The sequence below is a fragment of the Sphaerotilus sulfidivorans genome (assembly GCF_013426975.1).
GTDB lineage: Bacteria > Pseudomonadota > Gammaproteobacteria > Burkholderiales > Burkholderiaceae_C > Sphaerotilus > Sphaerotilus sulfidivorans.
In genome coordinates, this window is record NZ_JACCPY010000040.1 from 1 (window position 1) to 23,734 (window position 23,734).

Consider the following 23,734-nt stretch of genomic DNA (forward strand, 5'->3'; position numbering starts at 1 on the left):
CCTGACAGGGTGAGGTTCTCGAGGTTGGCGCCGAGGGTCCAGGAGACGGAGCTGATGACGGTGTCGGTGCCGGCACCGGCCTGCTCGGTGATGCGGTCGAGGCTGCTGTCGACCAGGTAGGTGTCGTCGCCTTCATGTCCGACCAGCGTGTCGTTGCCTGCACCACCGCTGAGGGTGTCCGTCAAGAATGATCCTCGGATCGAATCATTGCCTGAAGTGCCGGCAAAAACGATGGTCTTGAGATCGTCGAGTGACCACTGGCTGCCGTCAGCGAAGCGCACGACCTGTGCGCCGGTCATGCGTGTTCCGATGCCGGCTCCGCTGAAGGGGGATGGGGCATAAAACTGCTGCAGCGTGACGGAGTCGGTCGTGCCACGTAACGACAGAACCAGATCGCTACCAGAGACGCGCACGTCGATGTCCGCCTGCGTGATGCCAAAGCCGAACTGCAGGATGTTGGGTGAGATGGCTGTATCCGGGCGCGATCCGATGATGTCTTGGCCGTCGCCGCGGTCGAACAGAATGGTCGCGGTACCTGTTCGTGCCGAGATGATGTCGTTGCCTGTGCCACCATGGATGACGGCACCGAAGCCATGGGCGGTGATCGTGTCGTTGCCGGCACCACCCAGAATCGTGTCGGCTCCATCGAGTCCGCCAATGATGGAGTCGTTGCCATCGCCGCCGAGAATGTAGTCGGCATGGATCACGCTGCCGAGTATCGTGTCGTTGCCTGAGCCGCCGTCGATCGTGTTGCGGCCCAGGCCACCGTCCAGCCAGTCATCGCCAGCCATCCCCAGCAGGGTGTCGTCTCCATCCTGACCATGCAGCGTATCGCCCTCTTGGCTGCCCTGCATGAAGTCGGCACTTGCCGAGCCCGATCGACTGATAGCCATTTTCTTTCCCCTGAGCCTGAAAAATTGAAAACGGCGTGATTCTGTAGGTTCACGCCGTGATCATGGGGAGGTGGCTGACCCCGTGTTCAGGGGGTGTCTTGTGGACGATGAGGCTCTTTCTCGAATCAGTCCTCGAACTCGATGCACCCGTCCACGCTGGCCTGCATCGACACATGGAAGCCTGCGGAGAACAGCAGCACCGCCGGCAGCACCAGCACCATGCCGATCGCGCCCAGGCCGAGCAGGCCCACCAGCGCGCCCAGCAGCGCCGACATCATCAGGTCGGCGCCCAGCCAGGCCAGGCCGTAGACCACGAAGGCGCCGATGTTGCGCGTCGAGGCGGTGATGCTGACGAACAGCGCCTTGGCCGCGCCGGCGCCGGTGCGCAGGGCCACCGCCGGCGCATGCCAGAAGGCCAGCAGCAGCGGCAGCAGCAGGGCGGCGCGCAGCATCATGCCCTGCTGCAGCGTGGCGACCGCCTCGATCATCGTGCCGTCGCCGCCCTGGCCGGAGCGGAAGGCTTCCCAGGCGGCGGCCATGTCCGGATCGATCAGGTCGCCGATCTCCAGCAGCAGCCACGCCCCGATCGCCTTGACCGCGCCGAGCTGCAGCAGCACCTTGCGCGCCGGGCTGCGCAGCGGGGCGAGCAGGGTGGCCGGGGCGGGCGTGCCGCCGTCCTGCATCAGCCGGCCGACCTGGTACCAGCCGGCGCCCAGCGCCGGCAGCAGCAGCGCCACGAGCAGCGGTCCGACCCAGGGCAGGCCGAGCAGCAGCGACAGCAGCAGCATCACCATCGCGAACAGGCCGGACAGCGCCATCGGTGCGGCACGCAGCCGGGTCAGGCCGGTCATCATCCAGCGCAGGCCGTCGCGCGGGGAGGTCTGGCGCAGCTTCATCTTGCTCGGGATTCCGTCGTGCGCCGCTTCAGCCGCGCATCCAGTGCCACGGGTTGGCCACGCGTTCGCGCAGCACCCGCTCGAAGTGGGTCGGGTCGTGCGGCTTGAGCATCGAGGCCTCGCGCGGCAGGTGGAAGTCCCACAGCCGCGAGGTCCAGAAGCGCAGCGCGCCTGCGCGCATCATCGCCGGCAGCAGGCGCAGCTCGTCGGCGCTCAGGGGGCATTCGGCGTCGTAGGCGGCGACCATCGCGCTGGCGCGGTCCTCGTCGAGGCGGCCGGTGGGCAGGTCGATGCACCAGTCGTTCAAGCACACCGCCAGATCGAACAGCCAGGTGTCGACGCCGGCGAAGTAGAAGTCGAAGAAGCCGGTGAGCTTCTCGTGGCCGGGCAGGCCGTCGAACATCACGTTGTCGCGGAACAGGTCGGCGTGCACCGGGCCGCGCGGCAGCGCCTGGTAGCCGGCGGTCTCGGCCAGATGGCGCTGAAAGGCCAGCTCGTCCTCGATGAGCCGGCGGGCGCTCTCGTCCATGTGCGGCACCACCACCGGCACCGTCTCGATCCACCAGGACAGGCCGCGCAGGTTGGGCTGGTGGCGCGGGTAGTCTCGCCCGGCCAGGTGCATGCGCGCCAGCATCTGGCCGACCTGGCGGCAGTGCCAGACCGAGGGCGCGAGCTGGTGGCCGCCGGAGAGCTTGTCCACCAGCGCCGCGGGCTTGCCGCAGACGGTGTGCAGGATCTCGCCGCTGGCGTCGGCCTGCGGATCGGGCACCGGGATGCCGCGCCCGGCCAGGTGCTTCATCAGGTGCAGGTAGAAGGGCAGCTGCTCGTGCGTCAGGCGCTCGAACAGCGTCAGCACCCACTCGCCGCGCTCGGTGGTCACGAAATAGTTGGTGTTCTCGATGCCCGAGGCGATGCCGCGCAGCGCGGTGACGGGCCCGAGGCCCAGACGGTCGACGAGCGCCTGGGCGTCGGCGAGGGAGACTTCGGTGAAGACGGCCATCGGAGAACAGTGCAGCGAGCAGCGGAGGAGCGGGCGAAACGCGGATTGTAGGCGGCGCCGTCCGTGAGCCGCGTCACGCCGGGCGATCGCCGACAATTCCGCCATGAACGATGCCCACGCCTGCGCCGACCGCCCGACGATGCTGCTGATCGACGGCTCGAGCTATCTCTACCGCGCCTACCACGCCATGGCCGACCTGCGCGGTCCCGACGGCGAGCCCACCGGCGCGATCCACGGCTTCGTGGCGATGCTGCGCCGCATCGCCAAGGACATCCCCAGCGAGCACGCGGTCTGCGTCTTCGACGCCAAGGGCCCGACCTTCCGCGACGAGATCTATCCCGACTACAAGGCCCACCGCGCGCCGATGCCCGACGACCTGCGCGCGCAGGTCGCGCCGATCCACGAGGTGGTGCGGCTGCTGGGCTGGCCGGTGCTGGAGGTGCCCGGCATCGAGGCCGACGACGCCATCGGCACGCTGGCGCGGGTGGCCGCGGCCAGCGGCCACCGGGTGGTCATCTCCACCGGCGACAAGGACCTGGCGCAGCTGGTCACCCCTGAGGTCACGCTGGTCAACACGATGACGAACGAGACGCTCGACGAGGCCGGCGTGCTGGCCAAGTTCGGCGTGCGCCCCGAGCGCATCATCGACTACCTGACCCTGATCGGCGACGCGGTCGACAACGTGCCCGGCGTGGCCAAGGTCGGGCCGAAGACCGCGGTGAAGTGGCTGCAGGAGCACGGCTCGCTCGAGGGCGTGATGGCCGCGGCCGCCACGATCAAGGGCGTGACCGGCGAGAACCTGCGCCAGGCGCTGGGCTGGCTGCCCACCGGGCGCGAGCTGATCACCGTGCGCACCGACTGCGACCTGTCGGCGCAGGTGGCGGGCTGGCCGGGGCTCGGCGCGCTGGCGCTCCGGCCGGTGGACCGCGCCGGCCTGCTGGACTTCCTGGTGCGCCACGGCTTCCGCACCTGGCGCACCGAGATCGAGCGCGAGATCGCCGCCGAGGCGGCTGCGCAGGCGCCGACTGCCGCGCCGGCCGCGCCCCTGGGCCCGCGTGCCGGCGAGACCGGCGACCTGTTCGCCTTCGACGATGCGCCCGCTGAGGCGCCCGCCCCCGATGCGGCGGCCGCCGCGCCGCAGCACGAGACGGTGCTGACCCGCGAGGCCCTCGCTGTCTGGCTGGACAGGGTGCGCGCGGCCGAGCTGGTCGCGCTCGACACCGAGACCGATTCGCTCGATCCGATGCGCGCGCGCGTGGTCGGCATCAGCCTGTCGGTGCAGCCGCGCGAGGCCGCCTACATTCCGCTGGCGCATGACGGCCCCGACGCGCCCGAGCAGCTGCCGCTCGACGAGGTGCTGGCGCTGCTGCGGCCGTGGCTGGAGGATGCCGGTGCGGCCAAGGTCGGCCAGAACGTCAAGTACGACACCCATGTCTTCGCCAACCACGGCATCGCGGTGCGCGGCTGGCAGCACGACACCATGCTGCAGAGCTATGTGCTGGAGGCGCACCGGCCGCACTCGCTCGAGAGCCTGGCGCAGCGCCACCTCGGCCGCAGCGGCCTGAGCTACGAGGACCTGTGCGGCAAGGGCGTCAAGCAGATCCCGTTCTCGCAGGTGGCGGTCGATCTGGCGACGCGCTATTCGGGCGAGGACAGCGAGATGACGCTGGAGGTGCACCGCACGCTGTGGCCGCAGCTGGTCGAGCCCGGCGCCGAAGGCCTGCGCGCGATCTACGAGACGCTGGAGATGCCGGTGTCGGCGCTCCTGGCGCGCATCGAGCGCCACGGCGTGTGCATCGACGTCGCGGTGCTGGAGGCGCAGAGCCGCGAGCTGGCCGCGCGGCTGGTCGAGCTGGAGGCGAAGGCGCACGAGATCGCCGGCCAGCCCTTCAACCTCGGCAGCCCGAAGCAGCTCGGCGAGATCCTGTTCGGCAAGCTGGGTCTGCCGGTGAAGAAGAAGACCGCCAGCGGCGCGCCCAGCACCGACGAGGAGGTGCTGCAGGAGCTGGCGGCCGACTATCCGCTGCCGGCGGTGCTGCTGGAGTACCGCGCGCTGGCCAAGCTGCGCAGCACCTACACCGACAAGCTGCCGCAGATGGTCAATCCCGACACCGGCCGGGTGCACACCAACTATGCGCAGGCGGTGGCGGTGACCGGCCGGCTGGCCAGCAACGAGCCCAATCTGCAGAACATCCCGGTGCGCACGCCCGAGGGCCGGCGGGTGCGCGAGGCCTTCGTCGCGCCGCCGGGCCATGTGCTGGTCAGCGCCGACTACTCGCAGATCGAGCTGCGCATCATGGCGCACCTGTCGGACGATCCGGCGCTGCTGCAGGCCTTCGCCGAGGGCCTGGACGTGCACCGCGCCACCGCGGCGGAGGTCTTCGGCGTGCCGCTGGCCGAGGTCACACCTGAGCAGCGCCGCTACGCCAAGACCATCAACTTCGGCCTGATCTACGGCATGGGCGCCTTCGGCCTGGCGCAGAGCCTGGGGATCGAGCCGAAGGCCGCGCGCGACTACATCGAGCGCTACTTCGCCCGCTATCCCGGCGTGCGCCGCTTCATGGACGAGACGCGCGCGCAGGCGGCCGAGCGCGGCTATGTCGAGACGCTGTTCGGCCGGCGCATCCATCTGGTCGACATCCGCGGCGGCAGCGGCCCGCGCCGCGCCGCCGCCGAGCGCCAGGCGATCAACGCGCCGATGCAGGGCACCGCCTCCGACCTGATCAAGCGCGCGATGCTGGCGGTGCAGGACGCGATCGACACCCAGGGCCGCGCCACCCGCATCGTCATGCAGGTGCATGACGAACTGGTGCTGGAGGTGCCCGAGGCCGAGCTGGACTGGGTGCGCACGCAAGTGCCCGCGCGCATGGCCGGCGTGGCCGCGCTGAAGGTGCCGCTGCTGGCCGAGGTGGGCGTCGGACGCAACTGGGACGAGGCGCACTGAGCCGCATTGCAAATGCGGGCGAGAAACCCCGACGCATTTGCAAGAAGCGTGCTACGATGAAAAATCGACGATCAGGACAAGCTCCTGATCGTTCAGAGATCTCAGTTGGTCTCTCCTTCCGCCAGAAAGCAGATCGCCGCGGTGATCTCCATGTTCTGGCCGCCCCTGGGACGCACAGCCAGCAACCCTGTGCCCCAGCCGCCGGACAGCGAGTTCAACGTCCGCACGAAGTGCATCCCCTGCCTTCGACCTTCTGATCGCCGCTGCCCCAGACCCGACCTCTCGCAGCGGCTCGCGAAAGCTTCGTATCCCCGTCTCGTTCCGATCGGCAGCGTGCACCGCACCTGCCAGCCCGCTTCTGTCCAGCCGCCTGCACGACGCCCGCGCCGTCCCGCCCATGCGCCATGCCCTGCAGCGCATCCTTTCCCGTACCGGCACGAGCTGGGGTCTTGCCCCGCTCGCCGCCTCCAGCGCAGCTTCCTGCGCTTCCTCTTCTTCCCGAATCAGGTAACACCATGACCAGCAAGCTCTACGTCGGCAATCTGTCCTACTCCATCAGCAATGCCGACCTGCACGAACAGTTCTCCCGTCACGGCGATGTGCGCACCGCCACCGTCATGACCGACCGCGACAGCGGCCGCTCGAAGGGCTTCGGCTTTGTCGAGATGGACTCCGAATCGGCTGCGCAGGCGGCCATCAGCGCGCTGAACGGCAAGTCGGTCGACGGTCGCGCGCTCACCGTCAACATCGCCCGTCCCCGCGAGGAGCGCCCGTCCGGCTTTGGCGGCGGCCGGAGCTTCGGCGGCTACAGCAGCCGGACGTGATACGGATCGGCTTCTCGATCGACCTGGGCTACGAGGTGGCCGCACCGGGTGCGGACTTCATCTTCAACGTCCAGGCCGCTCGCACGCACCAGCAGCGGGTGATCGAGGAGCGACTGGCGATCAGCCAGCGCGTGGGGCTGCATCTGCACACCGACGAGATCAGCCGCACGCGACATGTCCGGCTCACCGCGCACCCGGGTGTGCTGATGCTGCACTCGGATGCGATCGTCGAGGTGGCTCACCATGTCGAGGCACCGCAGGTGCTGACCGAGATGCCGGTCGCCCGACTGCCGGCCCACGTCCTGCCGTTCCTGTACCCGAGCCGCTACTGCGAGTCGGATCAGCTCCAGGCCTTGGCCAACGCCGAATTCGGTGCCCTGCCTCGGGGCTGCCTGCGCGTGATGGCGATCCGGGACTGGGTGCGCCAGCGCATCGCGTTTCGCAGCGGCGCCTCCGACAGCAGCACCTCGGCTCTGGCGACGCTGAACAATGGCGCCGGGGTCTGCCGCGACTTCGCGCATGTGATGATCGCGCTGTGCCGGGCCCTGAACCTGCCCGCACGCTTCATCACCGGGTTCGACTTCGGCGCCGATCCTGCGCTGGGGCCCCCTGATTTCCACGCCTATGTGGAGGTCTACCTCTCCGGGCGCTGGTATCTGTTCGACCCGTCCGGCACGGCGATCCCGATGGGGCTGCTGCGGCTGGCGTGCGGGCGTGATGCGGCCGATGCCGCCTTCGCGACCCTCTTCGGCGCGGTGATCTGCCACCCGCCGATCATCGGCGTGCATCTGATCTCCGGCCATGTCGGCACGCGGATGCACCCTGCCCATGCCCTGAACGCGATCTCGACCGACAGCGGCGCGGGCTGAGGCCGAGGCGCCGCGGCAGCTCACACGCCCGGCTCCAGCCGCGCGTGCAGCGCGACGAACTCCTGCGTCAGGCGGTGCTTCGGGTCGAGGTGGATCATCGGCAGCGACTGCTCGTGCGATTCCTTCACCCGCACCGTCGACGACAGGTAGGGCTCGAGCACCGGCAGGCCCTCGGCCACCAGCTCGCCGACGATCTTGCGCGGCAGCGTCGCGCGCGGCTGGAACTGGTTGACGATGATGCCCTCGACCGCCAGGCCGCGGTTGTGGTCGGCCTGCAGCTCGCGCACGTTCTCCAGCAGCGCGTAGAGCGCGCGGCGCGAGAAGTCGTCGCAGTCGAACGGGATCAGGCAGCGCTCCGAGGCGATCAGCGCCGAGCGGGTGTAGAAGTTCAGCGCCGGCGGCGTGTCGATGTAGATGCGGTCGTAGCGTCCGGCCAGCTCGTCGAGCGCGTCGCGCAGCTTGTAGATCTTGTAGCGCGACTCCAGCTTGCCCTGCAGCTCCTCCAGCGCCGGGCTGGAGGGCATCAGGTGCAGATGCTCGAAGGGCGTGGGCACGACGAAGCCCTCGGCACCTTTCGGGTTCATCGTGAAGCGCAGCGTCTGGTCGAAGAAAGCCGCCAGGTCGGGCTGGGCCGCATCTGCTGCGGCGCCGAGCAGGTAGCGGGTGCTGTTGCCCTGTGCATCGAGATCGAGCAGCAGCGTGCGCAGCCCGCGGCTGGCGCTGATCGCGGCCAGGTTGCAGGCGATCGTCGACTTGCCGACGCCACCCTTCTGATTGAACACGACACGACGCATGAGGCTGGGCTCCCGAGCTGGACGGCCCCGATTGTGCCAAGCCGCCCGACTCCGGGGGGAAAAGGATGCTGCGCCGCAACAGGCACTGATTTCCGGCCATCCCGTGCCTGAGGGGGCGAAGGCCGGATCAGATCCGGACTGGCGGGTATCACTTCCAGAATGCAGCGGTCGCCCTGAAATGACAATCATCCAACAAGAGAAAACCTGCCTCGTGGGGGAGGCTGATCGATGGCTGTTCCGCAAGTGATCCTGCGCTTCTCCGGCTACTGGAGCGAGTTCAACAGCGGCCTGATGCCGCGCCGTCCGGGGCTGTTCTGCGTCTACCGCGCGCGCTTCGATGACCTCGACAAGTCGACGACCATGCTGGAGCTGCTGCATGTGGGCGCGTCGAGCAATGTCAACCAGTGCGTGACCGGCTCGCGCGACCTGGCGCGCTGGCGCAGCCGCCTGGCGCCGGGCGAGGCGCTGTCCTTCAGCTACAGCCCGGTCGCCGAGGACGATCTGGCCGCCTGCGAGGCGGCGATGCTGCTGCGCCACCGCCCGTCGATGAGTCCGGCGCTGCCCGAGCGCTTCGCCTTCGGCGGGCTGGCGCTGCGCCTGGATGGACGCACGCCGCTGCTCGACCGCGAGTTCACCGTCGGTCATGCGGTGGTCAAGGGCTATTCGGGCCGCGGCTCGACCTGGCTGCGGCGCGGCATCGATTTCCTGCGCACCACGGTCAACGGCTGAACGCGCCGCGCCTGCGCTCGGCTTTTGCAAGCTGTTTCGTTTCAAGCGGTCGTGAATGATGCGTCTGAAATGAAAATGGTCGCAAAGAAATGCGCGATCGAACCAGGTCGCGCAAGACTCCCTCTTCCGACCTGCTCCTGCCTGCATGACCGATCTTCCTGTCGATGAGCTGCTGACTCGCCTGCGTGCCGCTCTGGGCCGCGAATTTGGCGAGATCCGCTTCTGGGGCTTTGCGGTGGTGCGGCCGAGCGATCGCAGCTGGCGCCTCGAGTCGGTCGAGCGCGAAGGCAGCACGCTGCTGCTGGGGCTGCGCGACATGGCCGGCCCGCCGCTGCCGGCGCTGCTGTCGCTGGATCGGCCGATCGGCCTGACGGTGTCCGCGCACGGGCTGACCTTCGAGCGGGCGGTCCGCCTCGGCTTCGACGGCCATGAGGCCTGGCCGGATGCGGATGGCCGCCACTACGGCCTGGCCACCCCGCGTGGCACCGGCCGCTTCGAGATCCAGGGCCTGCCGGCGCTGACGCTGCAGGCCTGAGGCGGATCTTGGCGGGTTCGCGTCCGAAGAAGAGCACGTCCTGAACTCAGCCCTGACCGGCATGCAGCCGGTCGCGCTGCCACAGCGCCGGAAAGAGCCGGGTCCACAGTCCGGCCACCAGCAGCACGCCCACGCCGCCCAGCAGCACCGAGCCCACCGGCCCGAGCAGCGCCGCGGTGGCGCCAGACTCGAATTCGCCGAGCTGGTTGCTCGCGCCGATGAAGACCGAGTTGACCGCGCTGACCCGGCCGCGCATCGCGTCGGGCGTCTCCAGCTGCACCAGCGTCTGGCGGATCACCACGCTGACCATGTCCGCCGCGCCCGAGACCGCCAGCGCGATCAGCGACAGCCAGAACGAGGCCGACAGTGCGAACACCAGCATCGCCACGCCGAACACCGCCACCGCGCCGATCAGCGTGCGCCCGACCCGGCGCTCGAGCGGATGCTGGGCCAGCCAGACCGACAGCAGCAGCGCGCCCACGGCGGGCGCGGCCCGCAGCAGGCCCAGGCCCCACGGACCGACATGCAGGATGTCCTTGGCGAACATCGGCAGCAGCGCGGTCGCACCGCCCAGCAGCACCGCGAACAGGTCCAGCGAGATCGCGCCCAGCATCACCGGCTGGCCGCGCAGGAAGCCGATGCCGGCCAGCACGCTGCGCCAGCTCGCCGGCTCCTTCGGCGCGGGCGGGCGGTCGTAGCGCACTGCGGCGGCCAGCACGCAGCCGATCAGCAGCAGCGCCGCGCCGCAGGCGTGCACGGTGGCGGTGCCCTGCACATAGAGCAGGCCGCCCAGGGCCGGCCCGCCGATGATCGCCACCTGCATGCCGCTCGAGCCGAAGGCCACCGCCTGCGCCAGCAGCGGCGCCGGCACCAGCAGCGCCGGCAGCGCCTGCGAGGCCGGCATCTGGAAGGCCTTGCCGATGCCCAGCAGCGCCGAGACCGCCAGGATCAGCGTGCGGTCCATCCAGCCGCCGTGCGTGCCGGCGGCCAGCAGCAGCGCCGCCAGCGTCTGCAGTGCGGTGGCGGCCATCATCACGCGGCCGCGGTGATGGCGGTCGGCGATGTGGCCGGCCGGCAGCGTCAGCAGCAGCGCAGGCAGGAACTGAACCAGTCCGACCAGGCCCAGGTCCCAGGCGCTGCCGGTCAGGTCGTACATCTGCCAGCCCAGCGCGACCATCATCATCTGCGAGGCCATCTGGGTCAGCACCCGGGTCAGCCAGTAGCAGGCGTAGGCGGGGCGCGCCAGCAGCGCACGCACGCCGCCGGATGTCGCGGCGGCGCGCTCGGTCTTCAGGCTCATGAGCGGAACAGCCGTGAATACTGCGTCTCGTGCCGGGCCGACAGGATGGCCAGCATCGGCGCGTGGGCCTGGCGCTCGGCATCCGGCAGCGCGATCGCCTGATCGACCGCCTGCGGCATCGTCGCGATCAGCGTGGCGAGCATGCGCTGGCCGGCGCTCTGGCCGAGCGGCACCGCCTTGATCGCGGCCTGGACCATGTTCTCGGCCCAGCCGAAGGCATGCGAGAGCAGCGCCTCGCGCAGCGGCGCGCCGGTGCGGTGCACCGCCAGCGCGAAGGCCACCGGCCAGGTCGGCGCGGGCCGCAGCGCCGCCAGCTGCGCGATGCGGCCGTCGGGCTCGCTGCCGTCGGCCACCGCGGCGGCGTCCACCGTGCGCAGCCACTCGACCAGCGAGCGGCCCATCTGCTCGGTCTGCAGCCGCAGCTCCATCGTCTCGCGGGTCAGCCGCACCCAGTCGTTGAGCTCGGTGATGCGCGCCGTGTCGCCGCGTGACCAGGCGCGGTGCGCACCGGCCACCACCGCCAGGTCGGCGCGCGCCAGCGTCAGGTGCAGCTGGTCGACGATCCAGGCGCCGGCGGTGGCCTCGTCATGGACGCGGCCGGTGTCGACCGCCGCCTCCAGCCCTTCGGAATAGCTGAAGCCGCCCACCGGCAGCGCCGGCGAGGCCAGCCACATCAGCTGCAGCAGCGCGGTCGCCGTCAGCGGCGCCGGCCGGGAGATCACCTTCGGCATCGGGAATCAGGGCTCGGTGATCAGGGTTCAGTGGTCGTGGCCGCAGCCGGGGCCGTGCACATGCGGCGCGGCCTCGGAACGCACCGCGATGCCGATCGGGCGGCCGCGGGCCGGGGCGCTCGGCGCGGGTGCCGGTGCGTGCGAGTGGCCGTGATCATGACCATGACCATGACCATGATCGTGATCGTGCGAATGGTCGTGCGCATGTTCATGCGCGTGGCTGTGGCCGCCGGCTGCATAGGCACCGCCCTCGGGCTCGAAGGCGGCCTGCGTCTCGGTGACGATCAGGTGCATCTGGCGCAGCATGTCGGCCAGCACATGATCCGGCTCGAGCTTGAGGTGATCGGGCTGCAGCTCGAGCTGCACATGGCGGTTGCCGAGGTGATAGGCCGCACGCAGCAGGTCGAAGGGCGTGCCGTGCGCGCTGCAGATGCGCACCTCCAGCACCGGCTGTGCCGCGGCGATGACCTTGATCATCGAGCCGTCCTCGGCCACAAGCACATCGCCGCCGCGCACCAGCGTGCCGCGCGGCAGGAAGACGCCGAGATGGCGGCCGCCGCTGTCGGTGGCATCGAAGCGGCTTTTCTGGCGCACGTCCCAGTCGAGCTCGACGGTCGTCGCACGGTTCAGCAGCACGCGGGCCAGGCCGCGGCCCTGGGGCAGGAGTTTGTTGACGGTCAGCATGATCGGCGCATTGTGCTGCAAGTCACATGCCTGCACGATGCGCCGGGCGGGTGCGTTCTGGGGGCCGCGTCAGCCTCGCAGGCGCAGCATCAGTCGCTGGTGCCAGGGGCGCTCGCACCAGGCGGCCAGCGCACGCTCGGCGAACTGCTCGCCGTCGGAGGTCAGCCGGTAGTAGTGCAGGCCCTCGAAGCCGTCCGGGTTGTCGAACTCCTCGACCAGACCATAGGCGTCGAGCGAGCGGAAGGACCACTGCAGCCCCATGCCGTCAAGAATGCAGGTGCGCTTGTCGGCGTCCATCACGACGATGACATGGCCGCGCCGCAGCGCCGCCAGCGTGTCGACGAATTCGCCGAGGTGGACCACGGCGGGCGACGGAGTGCGGGGGTGGGGAAGGGCGGCCATGCTTCGCACGATAGCGAAGCTGACGCCAGTCTGACGCCGGAATAGTGAGGATCTTTGCCGCCGATGGGGGCTTTCAGCGGCAGGGATCCTCCCGGCTCAGAACAGGAAGTAGCGCTGCGCCATCGGCAGGCTCGTCGCCGGCTCGCAGGTCAGCAGCAGGCCGTCGGCGCGCACCGAGTAGGTCTGCGCGTCGATCTCCATCACCGGCGTGTAGCTGTTGTGGATCATGTCGGCCTTGCTGACGGTGCGGCAGCCGCGCACGGTCGCGGTCTGCTTGCGTAGGCCCAGCCGCTCGGGCACGCCGCCGGCCTGCGCGGCCTGCGACAGGAAGGTCAGCGAGGTGCGCGCGAGCGCGCCGCCGAAGCTGCCGAACATCGGCCGGTAGTGCACCGGCTGCGGCGTCGGGATCGAGGCGTTCGGGTCGCCCATCGCGGCCATCGCGATGAAGCCGCCCTTGAGCACCAGGCTGGGCTTGACGCCGAAGAAGGCCGGGCGCCAGAACACCAGATCGGCCCACTTGCCGACCTCGACCGAGCCGACCTCGTGGCTGATGCCGTGCGTGATCGCCGGGTTGATGGTCAGCTTGGCCAGGTAGCGCTTGACGCGGGCGTTGTCGTGGCGATCGGTGTCGCCGGGCAGCTTGCCGCGCTGCGTCTTCATCTTGTGGGCGGTCTGCCAGCAGCGCAGGATGACCTCGCCGACCCGGCCCATCGCCTGCGAGTCCGACGAGAACATGCTGATCGCGCCCAGGTCATGCAGGATGTCCTCGGCGGCGATGGTCTCGCGGCGGATGCGCGATTCGGCGAAGGCCAGATCCTCGGCGAGCGACGCGTCGAGGTGGTGGCACACCATCAGCATGTCCAGGTGCTCGTCCAGCGTGTTGACGGTGTACGGGCGCGTGGGGTTGGTCGACGAGGGCAGCACATTGGCCTCGCCCACCACCTTCATGATGTCGGGCGCGTGGCCGCCGCCGGCGCCTTCGGTGTGGAAGCTGTGGATGGTGCGGCCCTTGAAGGCGGCGACCGTGTCCTCGACGAAGCCCGACTCGTTCAGCGTGTCGGTGTGGATCGCGACCTGGATGTCGGTCTCCTCGGCCACGCTCAGGCAGTTGTCGATCGCCGCCGGCGTCGTGCCCCAGTCCTCGTGCAGCTTCAGGCCGATGGCGCCCGCCTCGGCCTGCTGGCGCAGGGCTTCCGGGCGGCTGGCGTTGCCCTTGCCGAGAAAGCCGATGTTCATCGCGAAGGCGTCGGCCGCCTGCAGCATGCGCGCGAGGTTCTCGGGCCCCGGCGTGCAGGTGGTGGCAAACGTCCCGGTGGCCGGGCCGGTGCCGCCGCCGATCATCGTGGTCACGCCGGAGGTCAGCGCCTCCTCGATCTGCTGCGGGCAGATCCAGTGGATGTGGGTGTCGATGCCGCCGGCGGTGACGATCAGGCCCTCGCCCGCGATCACCTCGGTGCCGGGGCCGATGACGATGTCGACGCCGGGCTGCACGTCCGGGTTGCCGGCCTTGCCGATCGCGGCGATGCGCGATCCCCGCAGGCCGATGTCGGCCTTGACGATGCCCCAGTGGTCGAGGATCAGCGCGTTGGTGATGACGCAGTCGACCGCATCGCCGGGTGCGGGGCCGTTCGGGCGCTGGCTCTGGCCCATGCCGTCGCGGATGGTCTTGCCGCCGCCGAACTTGACCTCCTCGCCATAGCCGCCGGCGCGCAGGGTCAGGTCCTGTTCGACCTCGATGATCAGGTCGGTGTCGGCCAGGCGCAGGCGGTCGCCCACCGTCGGGCCGAACATCTCGGCATAGGCGCGGCGGGGGAAGGTGGCTTTCGATGTCGTCATGTCAGAGCGCTCCTTGCACCAGGCCGCGGAAGCCCCAGACCTGCCGGTCGCCGGCGAAATCGCACAGCTCGACGGTGCGCTGCTGGCCCGGTTCGAAGCGCACCGCCAGTCCGCTGGCGATGTTCAGCCGCATGCCGCGCGCGGCCGCGCGGTCGAAGCGCAGGCCGGCGTTGGTCTCGGCGAAGTGGTAGTGCGAGCCGACCTGGATCGGCCGGTCGCTGGCGTTCTCGACCACCAGCGTCAGCGTGCGCCGGCCGGGGTTGAGCAGGTGCTCGCCTGCGTCGGTGAAGAGTTCTCCGGGAATCATGCGGCGTCTCCGTGGGTGATGGCCGATCGGCGGTGCTCGGCCCGGATCACTTGCGGCGGTTGAACCACAGCAGCGCGACGATGCCTGCGGCGAGCAGATAGCCGATCACGTCGGTCGAGTGCCAGTGCGCGCTGCCAGGCAGGCCGTGGCCCTCGTGGGCAAGCGCAGGCAGCGCGGCGCCAAGACTCAGCAGTGCGGCGGACAGCAGGGAGGCGGTCTTCTTCATGGTCGGGAGCAGGGCAGTGAGGAGCGGATTCGATGCGCCATGCTGGTGCGCACCGGTATGGTTCATGCAATCGGCTGGTGCACGGTCACCAGCTTGGTGCCGTCGGGGAAGGTGGCCTCGACCTGGATCTCGGGGATCATCTCGGCGATGCCCTCCATCACGTCGGCGCGTGAGAGCACGGTCTTGCCCTCGCTCATCAGCTCGGCGACCGACTTGCCGTCGCGCGCGCCTTCCATGATTGCGGCGGTGATCAGCGCGACCGCCTCCGGGTAGTTGAGCTTCAGGCCGCGGGCCTTGCGGCGCTCGGCCAGCAGCGCGGCGGTGAAGATCAGCAGCTTGTCCTTCTCGCGAGGGGTGAGTTCCATGGTGCAGGTGCGGACGTGACTTCGGCCGGTCTGACAGGCGGCAGACCGGGCTGGTGCGTTTCTTGAGTGCTTCCGCCCCCATGAGCGCGGTCGGAAACACATCGGCAACAGGCCTGCAGGCAGAAATCGGGCCAGCCTGCGGGGCGGGCGGCGCGAGCGTGGTCGGCGAGCCGGTGCAGCGCGTCATCAAGATCCGCCGCGACTACAACGACTGGGTCGCCAGCGAGACGCTGGAGGACTATGCGCTGCGCTTCGCGCCGCGCAGCAGCCGGCGCTGGAGCATCGGCCGGGTGGCGGTGACCTCGCTGGGCGGCGCAGGTGCCTTCCTGGTGCTGGAGGCGGTGGGCGCGACGCTGCTGGTGCAGCACGGCTTCGTCAATGCCGCGCTGGCCATCCTGGCCACCGGGCTGATCATCTTCCTGGCGGGTCTGCCGATCAGCGTCTACGCCGCGCGCCATGGCGTCGACATGGACCTGCTGACCCGCGGCGCGGGCTTCGGCTACATCGGCTCGACGCTGACCTCGCTGATCTACGCCAGCTTCACCTTCATCTTCTTCGCCCTGGAGGCGGCGGTGATGGCCTATGCGCTGGAGCTGGCCTTCGACATTCCGCCGGCCTGGGGCTATCTGATCTGTGCGGCGGTGGTGCTGCCGCTGGTCACGCACGGGGTGACGGTGATCAGCCGGCTGCAGGTCTGGACCCAGCCGCTGTGGGCGGTGATGCTGGTGCTGCCCTATGCCTTCGTGCTGCACGAGAACCCGGGCGTGATCGATGCGCTGATGGCCTACGGCGGCGAGTCCGACCTGACCGGCTTCAGTCCGCAGGCCTTCGGCGCGGCGATGACGGTGGGCATCGCGCTGTTCACGCAGATGGGCGAGCAGGCCGACTACCTGCGTTTCATGCCCGAGCGCACGCGCGAGAACCGGCTGCGCTGGTGGGCCGGCGTGGTCACCGGCGGCCCCGGCTGGGTGGTGTTCGGCGTGCTGAAGATGCTGGGCGGCGCGCTGCTGGCCTCGCTGGCGATCGGCCACATGGTGCCGATCGAGCGCGCGGTCGACCCGAACCAGATGTATCTGGCCGCCTACGAGTATGTCTTCCCGCACTACGGCTGGGCGGTCGCGGCCACCGCGGTCTTCGTGGTGATCTCGCAGCTCAAGATCAATGTCACCAACGCCTATGCCGGCTCGCTGGCCTGGTCGAACTTCTTCTCGCGCATCACGCACAGCCATCCGGGGCGGGTGGTCTGGGTGGTGTTCAACACCGGCATCGCGCTGATGCTGATGGAGATGGAGGTCTTCCAGGCGCTCGGCGGCGTGCTGAGCCTGTACTCCAACATCGCCATCAGCTGGATGATGGCGGTGGTGGCCGATCTGGTCATCAACAAGCCGCTGGGCCTGAGCCCGAAGGGCATCGAGTTCCGCCGCGCGCATCTCTACGACATCAATCCGGTCGGCGTCGGTGCGATGGGCGCGGCCTCGCTGGTGTCGGTGGCGGCCTATCTGGGCGTCTTCGGCGCGATGGCGCAGGCCTGGTCGGCGCCGATCGCGCTGGTGACGGCGCTGCTCGTCTCTCCGCTGCTGGCCTGGGCCACGCGCGGGCGCTTCTACCTGGCGCCCCGGGTGGACGACGGCGGCGACACCTACCGCCGCTATGCCGCGCCGCAGCGCTGCACCGTCTGCGAGCGCGAGTACGAGGGCGAGGACATGACGCACTGCCCCGCCTACCGCGGCGCGATCTGCTCGCTGTGCTGCACGCTCGACGTGCGCTGCCATGACCTGTGCAAGCTGCCGCAGGCGCATCTGTCGGTGCAGTGGGCCGGGGCGCTGCGCCGGCTGCTGCCGCGCCCGGTCTGGCCCTATCTGGAGCGTGGACTCGGCCACTATCTGCTGATGATGGCGGTGCTGCTGCCGCTGCTGGCGCTGCTGGCCGGCATGCGCCGCGAGCTGGTGCTGCCGACGCTGGCGCTGGTGTCGGGCGTGATCGCCTGGTGGCTGGTGCTGGCGCACAAGAGCCGCCAGGTGGCGCAGGAGGAGGCCAACCGCCAGACCCAGGCGCTGCACGAGCAGACGCTGGCGCTGCGCCGCGAGATCGAGTCGCACCGCCAGACCGATCTGGCGCTGCAGCAGGCCAAGCAAGTGGCCGAGTCGGCCAACCTCGCCAAGAGCCGCTACATCACCACGATCAGCCATGAGCTGCGCACGCCGCTGAACTCCATCCTCGGCTATGCCCAGCTGCTCGAAGAGGACGAGACGATGCCGCCGCAGCGCCGCCAGGCCGTCAGCGTCATCCGCCGCGGCGGCGACCACCTGCTGTCGCTGATCGAGGGCACGCTGGACCTGGCGCGCATCGAGAGCGGCCGGCTGCGCCTGGATGTTCGCCCGATGCGCTTCGCCGAGACGCTGGGCGAGATCACCCGGCTGCTGGAGCTGCAGGCCGCCGCCAAGGGCCTGGTCTTCCGCAGCGAGATCGCCGGCGCGCCGGCCTGCGTGCGCGCCGACGACAAGCGGCTGCGCCAGATCCTGATCAACATCGTCGGCAACGCGATCAAGTTCACCCGCGAGGGCGAGGTGGTGCTGCGGCTGCAGTACGCGCGCGAGATCGCCCGCTTCGAGGTCGTCGACACCGGCCCGGGCATGACGGCCGAGGAGATGGCGCGCATCTTCGAGCCCTTCGAGCGTGGCTCGGCGGCCGCTGGCGGCAGCGTCAGCGGCGGCGCCGGTCTCGGGCTGACGATCAGCCGCATGCTCGCCGACCTGATGGGCGGCGAGCTGACGGTCGACAGCCAGCCCGGCCGCGGCACCACCTTCCGGCTGCGGCTGTTCCTGCCGGAGGTGTGCGAGGGTGCGACCGGCCGACCGGCACCGGTGCGCCGGCGCATCGGGGTGGCCGGCCGGCCGCGCTGCATCTGGGTGGTCGACAACGAGGAGGTCGACCGCGGCCTGATCGTCAGCCTGCTGCAGCCGCTGGGCTTCACGATCCGCCAGGCCGCCAGCGGCGAGGAATGCCTGCGCGCGCTGCAGGAGGCGGGCGGCGCCCTGCCCGACGCGATCTTCATGGACCTGGCCATGCCCGGCATCGACGGCTGGGAGACGCTGCGCCGCATCCGCGCCCAGGGCCTGCTGCCGGCGGGCACGCCAGCGGCGATCGTCTCGGCCAATGCCTTCGACAAGGGCCTGGACAACGATGTGGGCATCGAGCCGGGCGACTTCCTGGTCAAGCCGGTGCGGGTCAGCGAGCTGCTCGACTGGCTGGGCCGGCGCCTGGCGCTGCAGTGGATCGAGGCCGAGGCGCCTGCCGCGGAACCGGTCCTGCACGCGCCGGGCGCGTCGGCCCGGCCGCAGGCGCCGGAGGTGCCGCTGCGCATCGACCCGGAGCGGCTGCGTGCGCTGCGCGATGCGATCGGCATCGGGCATGTGCGCGGCGTGATGCGCGAGCTCGACCGCATCGAGGCCGCGCAGCCCGAATGCGCCGGGCTGGTCGGGCGGCTGCGCGCGCTGGCGCGCCAGTTCCAGCTCGACGCGATGAACGGACTGCTGCGCAGGACGCTGGATGAGAACGACCCACGCGATGGCCATGACGACACCGATGAACGCTCCCGCTGACCGCCGCGCCGATGTGGTGCTGATCGTCGACGACGTGCCCGACAACCTCGCGGTGCTGCACGACACGCTCGACGAGTCGGGCTACACCGTGCTGGTGGCCACCGACGGCCCCAGCGCGCTCGAGCGTGCGCTGCGCGCCCAGCCCGACGTGATCCTGCTCGACGCGATGATGCCGGGCATGGACGGCTTCGAGGTCGCGCGCCGGCTCAAGGCCGAGGCGCGCACCGCCGCGATTCCGATCATCTTCATGACCGGCCTGACCGAGACCGAGCATGTGGTGGCCGCCTTCGCCGCCGGCGGCACCGACTATGTGACCAAGCCGATCCGCGCCCGCGAGGTGATCGCGCGCATCACCGCGCACTCGCTGGCCGCGCGCGAGCAGCAGCAGGCACGCAACGCGCTCGATGCCTTCGGCCATGCCACGCTGATGGTGCGCATGCATGACGGGCGCATCGTCTGGCAGACCGCGCTGGCGCGGCAGCTGCTGGAGCAGCATTTCGCCTCCGACGGCCGGCGCGCGCCGGTGGCGGTGCTGGCCTGGCTGCAGCGCGAGACGGCACGGCTGGTCGGGCTGGAGGAGGGGCCGGTGCCGGGCTCGCCCTCGCTGGTGGTCGATGCGGCGGCCAGCGGGCGGCGGCTGCGCTTCACGCTGCACGAGGCTTCCGGCGACGGCCAGTGGCTGCTGGTGCTGCGCGAGGCCGATGATGCGGCCGCGCTGGAGGCGCTGTCGCTGGCCTTCGGCCTGACCCCGCGCGAGGCCGAGGTGCTCTACTGGGTCGCCCGTGGCAAGACCAACCGCGACATCGGCGACATCCTGGGCAGCAGCCCGGCCACCGTCAAGAAGCACCTCGAGCATGTCTACGAGAAGCTCGGCGTGGAGACCCGAACCGCCGCCGCATCGCTGGCGCTGGCCCGCGCGCCGATGCGGCCGCATGGGACGTGAGTCGACACGGATGATTTGCGCATGAGGCGGCGCGGCTGGAGAATGCCGGCACGACCTGATCCGGAGCGGCCATGTCCTCTTCCATTCTCGAGCGCAACCATGTCAACTGCATCGGTGAGCAGGGACCGGTGCTGCTGTATGGCCACGGCTTCGGCTGCCACCAGGGCATGTGGTCGGGCGTCACGCCGGGCTTCGCGCACAGCCATCGGCAGGTGCTGATGGACTATGTCGGCAGCGGGCGCTCCGACCGCTCCGCCTTCATGCCGAGCCGCTATGCCCGGCTGGAAGGCTATGCCCGCGATGTGCTGGAGGTCTGCGATGCGCTCGGCCTGGAGCGCGGCGTCACCTTTGTCGGCCATTCGGTCGGCTGCAGCATCGGCATGCTGGCGCAGATCGCCCGGCCGGCGCTGTTCGAGCGGCTGGTGCTGGTCGGCCCCTCGCCCTGTTTCCTGAACCATCCGCCGCACTATCACGGCGGCTTCGAGCGCGAGGATCTCGAGGGCCTGCTGGCGCTGATGGACCAGAACTACATCGGCTGGGCCGATCATCTGGCCCCGGTGGTTGCCGGTGGCAGCGAGGCCACCAGCGACCGGCTGCACGACAGCTTCTGCTCGACCGATCCGCAGACCGCACGCGTCTTCGCCCGGGCGACCTTCTTCGCCGACAACCGCGCCGATCTGCCCCGGGTGAGCTGCCCGAGCCTGATCCTGCAGCATGCGCACGACGCGCTGGTGCCGCCCGAGGTCGGTGACTACCTGCACCGCCAGCTTGCCGGCAGCACGCTGCGGGTGCTGGAGGTGGCCGGCCATTGCGCGCACCTGAGCCATCCCGAGCTGGTGATTGCGGCGATGCGCGACTTCCTGGGCCCGCCCGGCACCGATATCGGCACCTGATCATGCCGACTGGCCTGGATGCGCTGCCCTGCGCGGTGCTGGTCACCGACGGCCAGGGCCTGCTGCAGGAGCTCAATGCCGAGCTGCTGGCCTGGGTCGGCGGCGAGCCGGCCGACTGGATCGGCCGGCGCATCGAGCTGCTGCTGGTGCCGGCCAGCCGGATCTTCCTGCAGACCCATGTCTGGCCGCTGCTGCTGCATCAGCAGCGGGTGCACGAGCTGCAGCTGATGCTGCGCGAGGCCGCCGGCACCCGCCTGCCGGTGCTGCTCAGTGCCCGGTGCACGCAGGACGCGCCTGATCCTGCGGCCCGGCGCTTCACCTGGGTGCTGTTCCCGGCCCGGGAGCGCCAGCGCTTCGAGGCCGAGCTGGTCCAGGCCCGCCAGCGGCTGCAGCATCTGATCGAGAGCACGGATGCCGGCACCTGGGAGTGGAATGTGCAGACCGGCGAGCTGCGCCTGAACGAGCGCGGCTGGCGCATTCTCGGCCTGGCGCCGGACGAGGCCCGGCCGCTGCGGCTCGATCACCGCTTCCGCCTCGAGATCGCCCATCCGGCCGAGCGATCGCGCACGCTGCGCCGGCTGATGCGCCATTTCGCCGGCCGCAGCGAGACTCATGTCGACGAGGTGCGGCTGCGCCGCCTCGACGGCAGCTGGGTCTGGGTGCAGGAGCGCGGGCGGGTGATCTCGCGCACGCCCGACGGCCAGCCGGAGTGGATGTTCGGCACCCACATCGACATCGACCCGATCCAGCGCCAGCAGGAAGCGCTGCGCCGCAGCAAGGCACTGCTGGACCGCACCAACGAGCTGGCGGGTGTCGGCGGCTGGGAAGTCGACCTGCATGATCCGCGGCAGCCGCTGCTCTACTGGTCCGAGCAGACCTGCCGGATTCACGGCGTGCCACCGGGCTATCAGCCCGCGCTCGACGAGGCCATCGGCTTCTTCCTGCCCGAGCATCGGCACCGCATCGAGGCAGCGGTGCAGCGCGGCATCACCGAAGGCCTCGGCTGGGATCTGGAGCTGCAGCTGCGACGCCGCGACGGTGCGGTGCTGTGGGTGCGTGCGCTCGGCCGGGTGGAGTTCGAGCAGGGTCGGGTGGTGCGACTGATCGGCGCGGTGCAGGACATCAGCGAACGGGTGCGCGAGCGTGCCGAGCTGCACCAGCTCGCCGCTCAGCTCGCCGAGCAGCATGAGCTGCTGCGGGTGACGCTGCAGTCGATCGGCGATGCGGTCATCACCACCGATGTCGCGGGCCGGGTGACCTGGCTCAATCCGGTGGCCGAGCGGCTGAGTGGCTGGCTGCAGACCGAGGCCGCCGGCCGGCCGCTGATGCAGGTCTTCCAGGCGGTCGACGAGCGCGATCGCCGGCCGCTGCCGGATCCGGTTGTGCCGAGCCTGAATGGTGGCATGGGCGCTGCGGCCGAGACTGGGGCGCCGCTGCTGATCTCGCGCGATGGCCGCGAGGCCGGCGTCGAGATCTCGGCCGCGGCGATCCGCGGTGCCGACGGCCGTGTGCATGGCGCGGTGCTGGTCTTCCGCGACGTGACCGAGCAGCGTCGCATGGCCGGCGAGATGAGCTACCGGGCTTCTCACGATGCGCTGACCGGGCTGATCAACCGGATGGAGTTCGAGGCGCGGCTGGAGCGCACCCGGTTGCGCGCCCAGAGCGAGGGCAGCCACCATGCGCTGCTGTTCATCGATCTGGACCAGTTCAAGCTGGTCAACGATGCCTGCGGGCATGCGGCCGGCGATCTGCTGCTGCAGCAGGTCTCGCGGCTGATGCGCCAGACGGTGCGCAGCCGCGACACGCTGGCCCGGCTGGGCGGCGACGAGTTCGCGGTGATTCTCGAGCATTGCGACGAGGCCCAGGCGCAGCGGGTCGCGCATCTGATCTGCGAGCGTTTCGATGCCTTCCGCTTCATCCATGACGAGCGGCGCTTCCGGGTGGGGGCGAGCGTCGGCCTGGTGCCGCTGGACAGGCGCTGGCGCAGCATCACCGCGCTGATGCAGGCGGCCGATGTGTCCTGCTACGCGGCCAAGGAGGCCGGGCGCAACCGGGTGCATGTCTGGTTCGACAGCGACCAGGCGGTGCGCCAGCGCCACGGCGAGATGCGCTGGGCCTCCCGGCTGGAGCAGGCGCTGGACGAGGACCGCTTCGTGCTGCATGCGCAGCGCATCCTGCCGTGCCGGCCGGAGCCGGCGCAGGCGCGGCCGGCGCTGCATGCCGAGGTGCTGGTGCGCCTGCGCGAGCCCGATGGCCAGCTGGTGGCGCCTGGCGCCTTCTTGCCCGCGGCCGAGCGCTTCCACCTGGCCTCGCGCATCGACCGGCGGGTGCTGCAGCTCAGCCTGCAGGCGCTGGGCCGGCAGCCGGCCGCGGCGCCGCCCTGGCTGCTGTCGGTGAACCTGTCGGGCCAGTCGATCGGCGACCGCCATTTCTGCCAGGATGTGCTGGACATGCTCGAGCGGGCGGGGCCGTCGATCTGCCGTCAGCTCTGCCTGGAGATCACCGAGACCGCCGCGATCGGCAGCATGAGCGAGGCGGCCCGCTTCACCAGCCAGGTGCGCGAGCACGGCGTGCAGGTGGCGCTGGATGACTTCGGCGCCGGTGCCTCCTCCTTCGGCTACCTGAAGCATCTGACGGTCGACTGGCTCAAGATCGACGGCCAGTTCGTGCGCGACCTGCTGGACGATCCGCTCGACGAAGCGGCCGTGCGTTCCTTCGTCGATGTGGCGCGGGTCATGGGCCTGGCGACGGTGGCCGAATTCGTCGATCACCCGCAGGTGCTGCAGCGGCTGCAGGCCATGGGTGTGAGCCGGGCGCAGGGTTTCCTGCTCCATCGGCCCGAGCCGCTCGAGAATCTGCTGGATTCAGTGCCTGAAATGAAGGAATCAGGCCGGCACGAAACTTGAATTGGCCGGGCGACGCGAGGTATTCCGTCCATCGAACGCCGGATGTTTTTTCTAG

21 protein-coding genes are annotated in these 23,734 nt (G+C 70.1%); 9 read left to right on the forward strand and 12 right to left on the reverse strand.

Annotated features, from left to right (window positions below; genetic code table 11):
• From HZU84_RS17430 to HZU84_RS17440, 3 genes are all read right to left on the reverse strand, one after another.
• Nucleotides 1-854, reverse strand: an 854-nt coding sequence (locus HZU84_RS17430) for a calcium-binding protein (protein ID WP_310734051.1), incomplete at its 3' end; no start/stop codon positions are given.
• Nucleotides 855-1,018: 164 nt separating this feature from the next.
• Nucleotides 1,019-1,789, reverse strand: coding sequence for a BPSS1780 family membrane protein (locus tag HZU84_RS17435; protein WP_149502641.1), 771 nt, complete (start codon nucleotides 1,787-1,789; stop codon nucleotides 1,019-1,021).
• Between the two features lie 28 nt (nucleotides 1,790-1,817).
• A complete protein-coding gene (locus HZU84_RS17440) occupies nucleotides 1,818-2,789 on the reverse strand; it encodes a homoserine kinase (RefSeq protein ID WP_149502642.1) in 972 nt (323 codons plus the stop codon).
• Between the two features lie 103 nt (nucleotides 2,790-2,892).
• Here HZU84_RS17440 and polA point away from each other — a divergent pair, with 103 nt between their 5' ends.
• The 3 genes from polA (at nucleotide 2,893) to HZU84_RS17455 (ending at nucleotide 7,426) form a co-directional block, all read left to right on the forward strand.
• Nucleotides 2,893-5,733, forward strand: a complete 2,841-nt coding sequence (gene polA / locus HZU84_RS17445) for a DNA polymerase I (protein WP_149502643.1) — start codon at nucleotides 2,893-2,895, stop codon at nucleotides 5,731-5,733.
• A 515-nt stretch (nucleotides 5,734-6,248) separates the two neighbouring features.
• Complete coding sequence (locus HZU84_RS17450) at nucleotides 6,249-6,557, forward strand: RNA recognition motif domain-containing protein (protein WP_149502644.1); 309 nt, start codon at nucleotides 6,249-6,251, stop codon at nucleotides 6,555-6,557.
• Complete coding sequence (locus tag HZU84_RS17455; protein ID WP_149502645.1) at nucleotides 6,554-7,426, forward strand: transglutaminase-like domain-containing protein; 873 nt, start codon at nucleotides 6,554-6,556, stop codon at nucleotides 7,424-7,426. The genes HZU84_RS17450 and HZU84_RS17455 overlap by 4 nt, the downstream gene beginning before the upstream one ends.
• A 20-nt stretch (nucleotides 7,427-7,446) precedes the next feature.
• Here HZU84_RS17455 and HZU84_RS17460 read toward each other — a convergent pair whose 3' ends face one another.
• Entirely contained in the window at nucleotides 7,447-8,220 is a 774-nt protein-coding gene (locus HZU84_RS17460) for a ParA family protein (protein WP_149502646.1), read from the reverse strand.
• Nucleotides 8,221-8,448: 228 nt separating this feature from the next.
• Between HZU84_RS17460 and HZU84_RS17465 the strand changes: the two genes are divergently transcribed.
• Both HZU84_RS17465 and HZU84_RS17470 read left to right on the forward strand, forming a co-directional pair.
• Entirely contained in the window at nucleotides 8,449-8,949 is a 501-nt protein-coding gene (locus tag HZU84_RS17465) for a hypothetical protein (RefSeq protein ID WP_149502647.1), read from the forward strand.
• Between the two features lie 145 nt (nucleotides 8,950-9,094).
• Nucleotides 9,095-9,484 (forward strand): hypothetical protein, encoded by a 390-nt coding sequence (locus tag HZU84_RS17470; protein WP_149502648.1) that lies wholly within the window; start codon nucleotides 9,095-9,097, stop codon nucleotides 9,482-9,484.
• Between the two features lie 46 nt (nucleotides 9,485-9,530).
• Here the strand turns inward: HZU84_RS17470 and HZU84_RS17475 are convergent, their stop codons facing one another.
• From HZU84_RS17475 to ureA, 8 genes are all read right to left on the reverse strand, one after another.
• Nucleotides 9,531-10,784 carry an MFS transporter gene (locus HZU84_RS17475; protein WP_149502649.1) on the reverse strand — a complete coding sequence of 418 codons (1,254 nt, stop codon included), beginning with the start codon at nucleotides 10,782-10,784 and terminating at the stop codon, nucleotides 9,531-9,533.
• Complete coding sequence (locus tag HZU84_RS17480; RefSeq protein ID WP_149502650.1) at nucleotides 10,781-11,515, reverse strand: urease accessory protein UreF; 735 nt, start codon at nucleotides 11,513-11,515, stop codon at nucleotides 10,781-10,783. Before HZU84_RS17480 ends, HZU84_RS17475 begins: the two co-directional genes overlap by 4 nt.
• Nucleotides 11,516-11,542: 27 nt before the next feature.
• On the reverse strand, nucleotides 11,543-12,199 hold the full coding sequence (gene ureE, locus HZU84_RS17485) for an urease accessory protein UreE (RefSeq protein WP_149502651.1): 657 nt from the start codon (nucleotides 12,197-12,199) through the stop codon (nucleotides 11,543-11,545).
• Nucleotides 12,200-12,268: 69 nt separating this feature from the next.
• On the reverse strand, nucleotides 12,269-12,601 hold the full coding sequence (locus tag HZU84_RS17490) for a hypothetical protein (protein WP_149502652.1): 333 nt from the start codon (nucleotides 12,599-12,601) through the stop codon (nucleotides 12,269-12,271).
• 96 nt (nucleotides 12,602-12,697) lie between these two features.
• A complete protein-coding gene (ureC, locus tag HZU84_RS17495) occupies nucleotides 12,698-14,437 on the reverse strand; it encodes an urease subunit alpha (RefSeq protein WP_149502653.1) in 1,740 nt (579 codons plus the stop codon).
• 1 nt (nucleotide 14,438) lies between these two features.
• Nucleotides 14,439-14,744, reverse strand: coding sequence for an urease subunit beta (locus tag HZU84_RS17500; RefSeq protein WP_149502654.1), 306 nt, complete (start codon nucleotides 14,742-14,744; stop codon nucleotides 14,439-14,441).
• Nucleotides 14,745-14,790: 46 nt separating this feature from the next.
• Nucleotides 14,791-14,970, reverse strand: a complete 180-nt coding sequence (locus tag HZU84_RS17505) for a hypothetical protein (protein ID WP_149502655.1) — start codon at nucleotides 14,968-14,970, stop codon at nucleotides 14,791-14,793.
• Between the two features lie 62 nt (nucleotides 14,971-15,032).
• Complete coding sequence (gene ureA, locus HZU84_RS17510; protein WP_149502656.1) at nucleotides 15,033-15,335, reverse strand: urease subunit gamma; 303 nt, start codon at nucleotides 15,333-15,335, stop codon at nucleotides 15,033-15,035.
• A 158-nt stretch (nucleotides 15,336-15,493) separates the two neighbouring features.
• Between ureA and HZU84_RS17515 the strand changes: the two genes are divergently transcribed.
• The 4 genes from HZU84_RS17515 to HZU84_RS17530 all read left to right on the forward strand — a co-directional run bounded on the left by HZU84_RS17515 (nucleotide 15,494) and on the right by HZU84_RS17530 (nucleotide 23,679).
• Entirely contained in the window at nucleotides 15,494-18,937 is a 3,444-nt protein-coding gene (locus HZU84_RS17515) for an ATP-binding protein (RefSeq protein WP_310734052.1), read from the forward strand.
• The gene (locus HZU84_RS17520) at nucleotides 18,921-19,880 is read left to right on the forward strand and encodes a response regulator transcription factor (protein ID WP_149502658.1); all 960 of its coding nucleotides are present in this window, start codon (nucleotides 18,921-18,923) and stop codon (nucleotides 19,878-19,880) included. The genes HZU84_RS17515 and HZU84_RS17520 overlap by 17 nt, the downstream gene beginning before the upstream one ends.
• A gap of 71 nt (nucleotides 19,881-19,951) precedes the next feature.
• On the forward strand, nucleotides 19,952-20,773 hold the full coding sequence (locus tag HZU84_RS17525; RefSeq protein ID WP_149502659.1) for an alpha/beta fold hydrolase: 822 nt from the start codon (nucleotides 19,952-19,954) through the stop codon (nucleotides 20,771-20,773).
• 2 nt (nucleotides 20,774-20,775) lie between these two features.
• Entirely contained in the window at nucleotides 20,776-23,679 is a 2,904-nt protein-coding gene (locus HZU84_RS17530; RefSeq protein WP_149502660.1) for an EAL domain-containing protein, read from the forward strand.
• Nucleotides 23,680-23,734: the final 55 nt, after the last annotated feature.

What these genes read in the sequence shown, in the direction of transcription:
- HZU84_RS17435 (WP_149502641.1), bottom strand. Translation starts at nt 1,789, where the DNA reads ATGAAGCTGCGCCAGACCTCCCCGCGCGACGGCCTGCGCTGGATGATG.
- HZU84_RS17440 (WP_149502642.1), bottom strand. Translation starts at nt 2,789, where the DNA reads ATGGCCGTCTTCACCGAAGTCTCCCTCGCCGACGCCCAGGCGCTCGTC.
- polA (WP_149502643.1), top strand. Translation starts at nt 2,893, where the DNA reads ATGAACGATGCCCACGCCTGCGCCGACCGCCCGACGATGCTGCTGATC.
- HZU84_RS17450 (WP_149502644.1), top strand. Translation starts at nt 6,249, where the DNA reads ATGACCAGCAAGCTCTACGTCGGCAATCTGTCCTACTCCATCAGCAAT.
- HZU84_RS17460 (WP_149502646.1), bottom strand. Translation starts at nt 8,220, where the DNA reads ATGCGTCGTGTCGTGTTCAATCAGAAGGGTGGCGTCGGCAAGTCGACG.
- HZU84_RS17465 (WP_149502647.1), top strand. Translation starts at nt 8,449, where the DNA reads ATGGCTGTTCCGCAAGTGATCCTGCGCTTCTCCGGCTACTGGAGCGAG.
- HZU84_RS17470 (WP_149502648.1), top strand. Translation starts at nt 9,095, where the DNA reads ATGACCGATCTTCCTGTCGATGAGCTGCTGACTCGCCTGCGTGCCGCT.
- HZU84_RS17475 (WP_149502649.1), bottom strand. Translation starts at nt 10,784, where the DNA reads ATGAGCCTGAAGACCGAGCGCGCCGCCGCGACATCCGGCGGCGTGCGT.
- HZU84_RS17480 (WP_149502650.1), bottom strand. Translation starts at nt 11,515, where the DNA reads ATGCCGAAGGTGATCTCCCGGCCGGCGCCGCTGACGGCGACCGCGCTG.
- ureE (WP_149502651.1), bottom strand. Translation starts at nt 12,199, where the DNA reads ATGCTGACCGTCAACAAACTCCTGCCCCAGGGCCGCGGCCTGGCCCGC.
- HZU84_RS17490 (WP_149502652.1), bottom strand. Translation starts at nt 12,601, where the DNA reads ATGGCCGCCCTTCCCCACCCCCGCACTCCGTCGCCCGCCGTGGTCCAC.
- ureC (WP_149502653.1), bottom strand. Translation starts at nt 14,437, where the DNA reads ATGACGACATCGAAAGCCACCTTCCCCCGCCGCGCCTATGCCGAGATG.
- HZU84_RS17500 (WP_149502654.1), bottom strand. Translation starts at nt 14,744, where the DNA reads ATGATTCCCGGAGAACTCTTCACCGACGCAGGCGAGCACCTGCTCAAC.
- HZU84_RS17505 (WP_149502655.1), bottom strand. Translation starts at nt 14,970, where the DNA reads ATGAAGAAGACCGCCTCCCTGCTGTCCGCCGCACTGCTGAGTCTTGGC.
- ureA (WP_149502656.1), bottom strand. Translation starts at nt 15,335, where the DNA reads ATGGAACTCACCCCTCGCGAGAAGGACAAGCTGCTGATCTTCACCGCC.
- HZU84_RS17520 (WP_149502658.1), top strand. Translation starts at nt 18,921, where the DNA reads ATGAACGCTCCCGCTGACCGCCGCGCCGATGTGGTGCTGATCGTCGAC.
- HZU84_RS17525 (WP_149502659.1), top strand. Translation starts at nt 19,952, where the DNA reads ATGTCCTCTTCCATTCTCGAGCGCAACCATGTCAACTGCATCGGTGAG.
- HZU84_RS17530 (WP_149502660.1), top strand. Translation starts at nt 20,776, where the DNA reads ATGCCGACTGGCCTGGATGCGCTGCCCTGCGCGGTGCTGGTCACCGAC.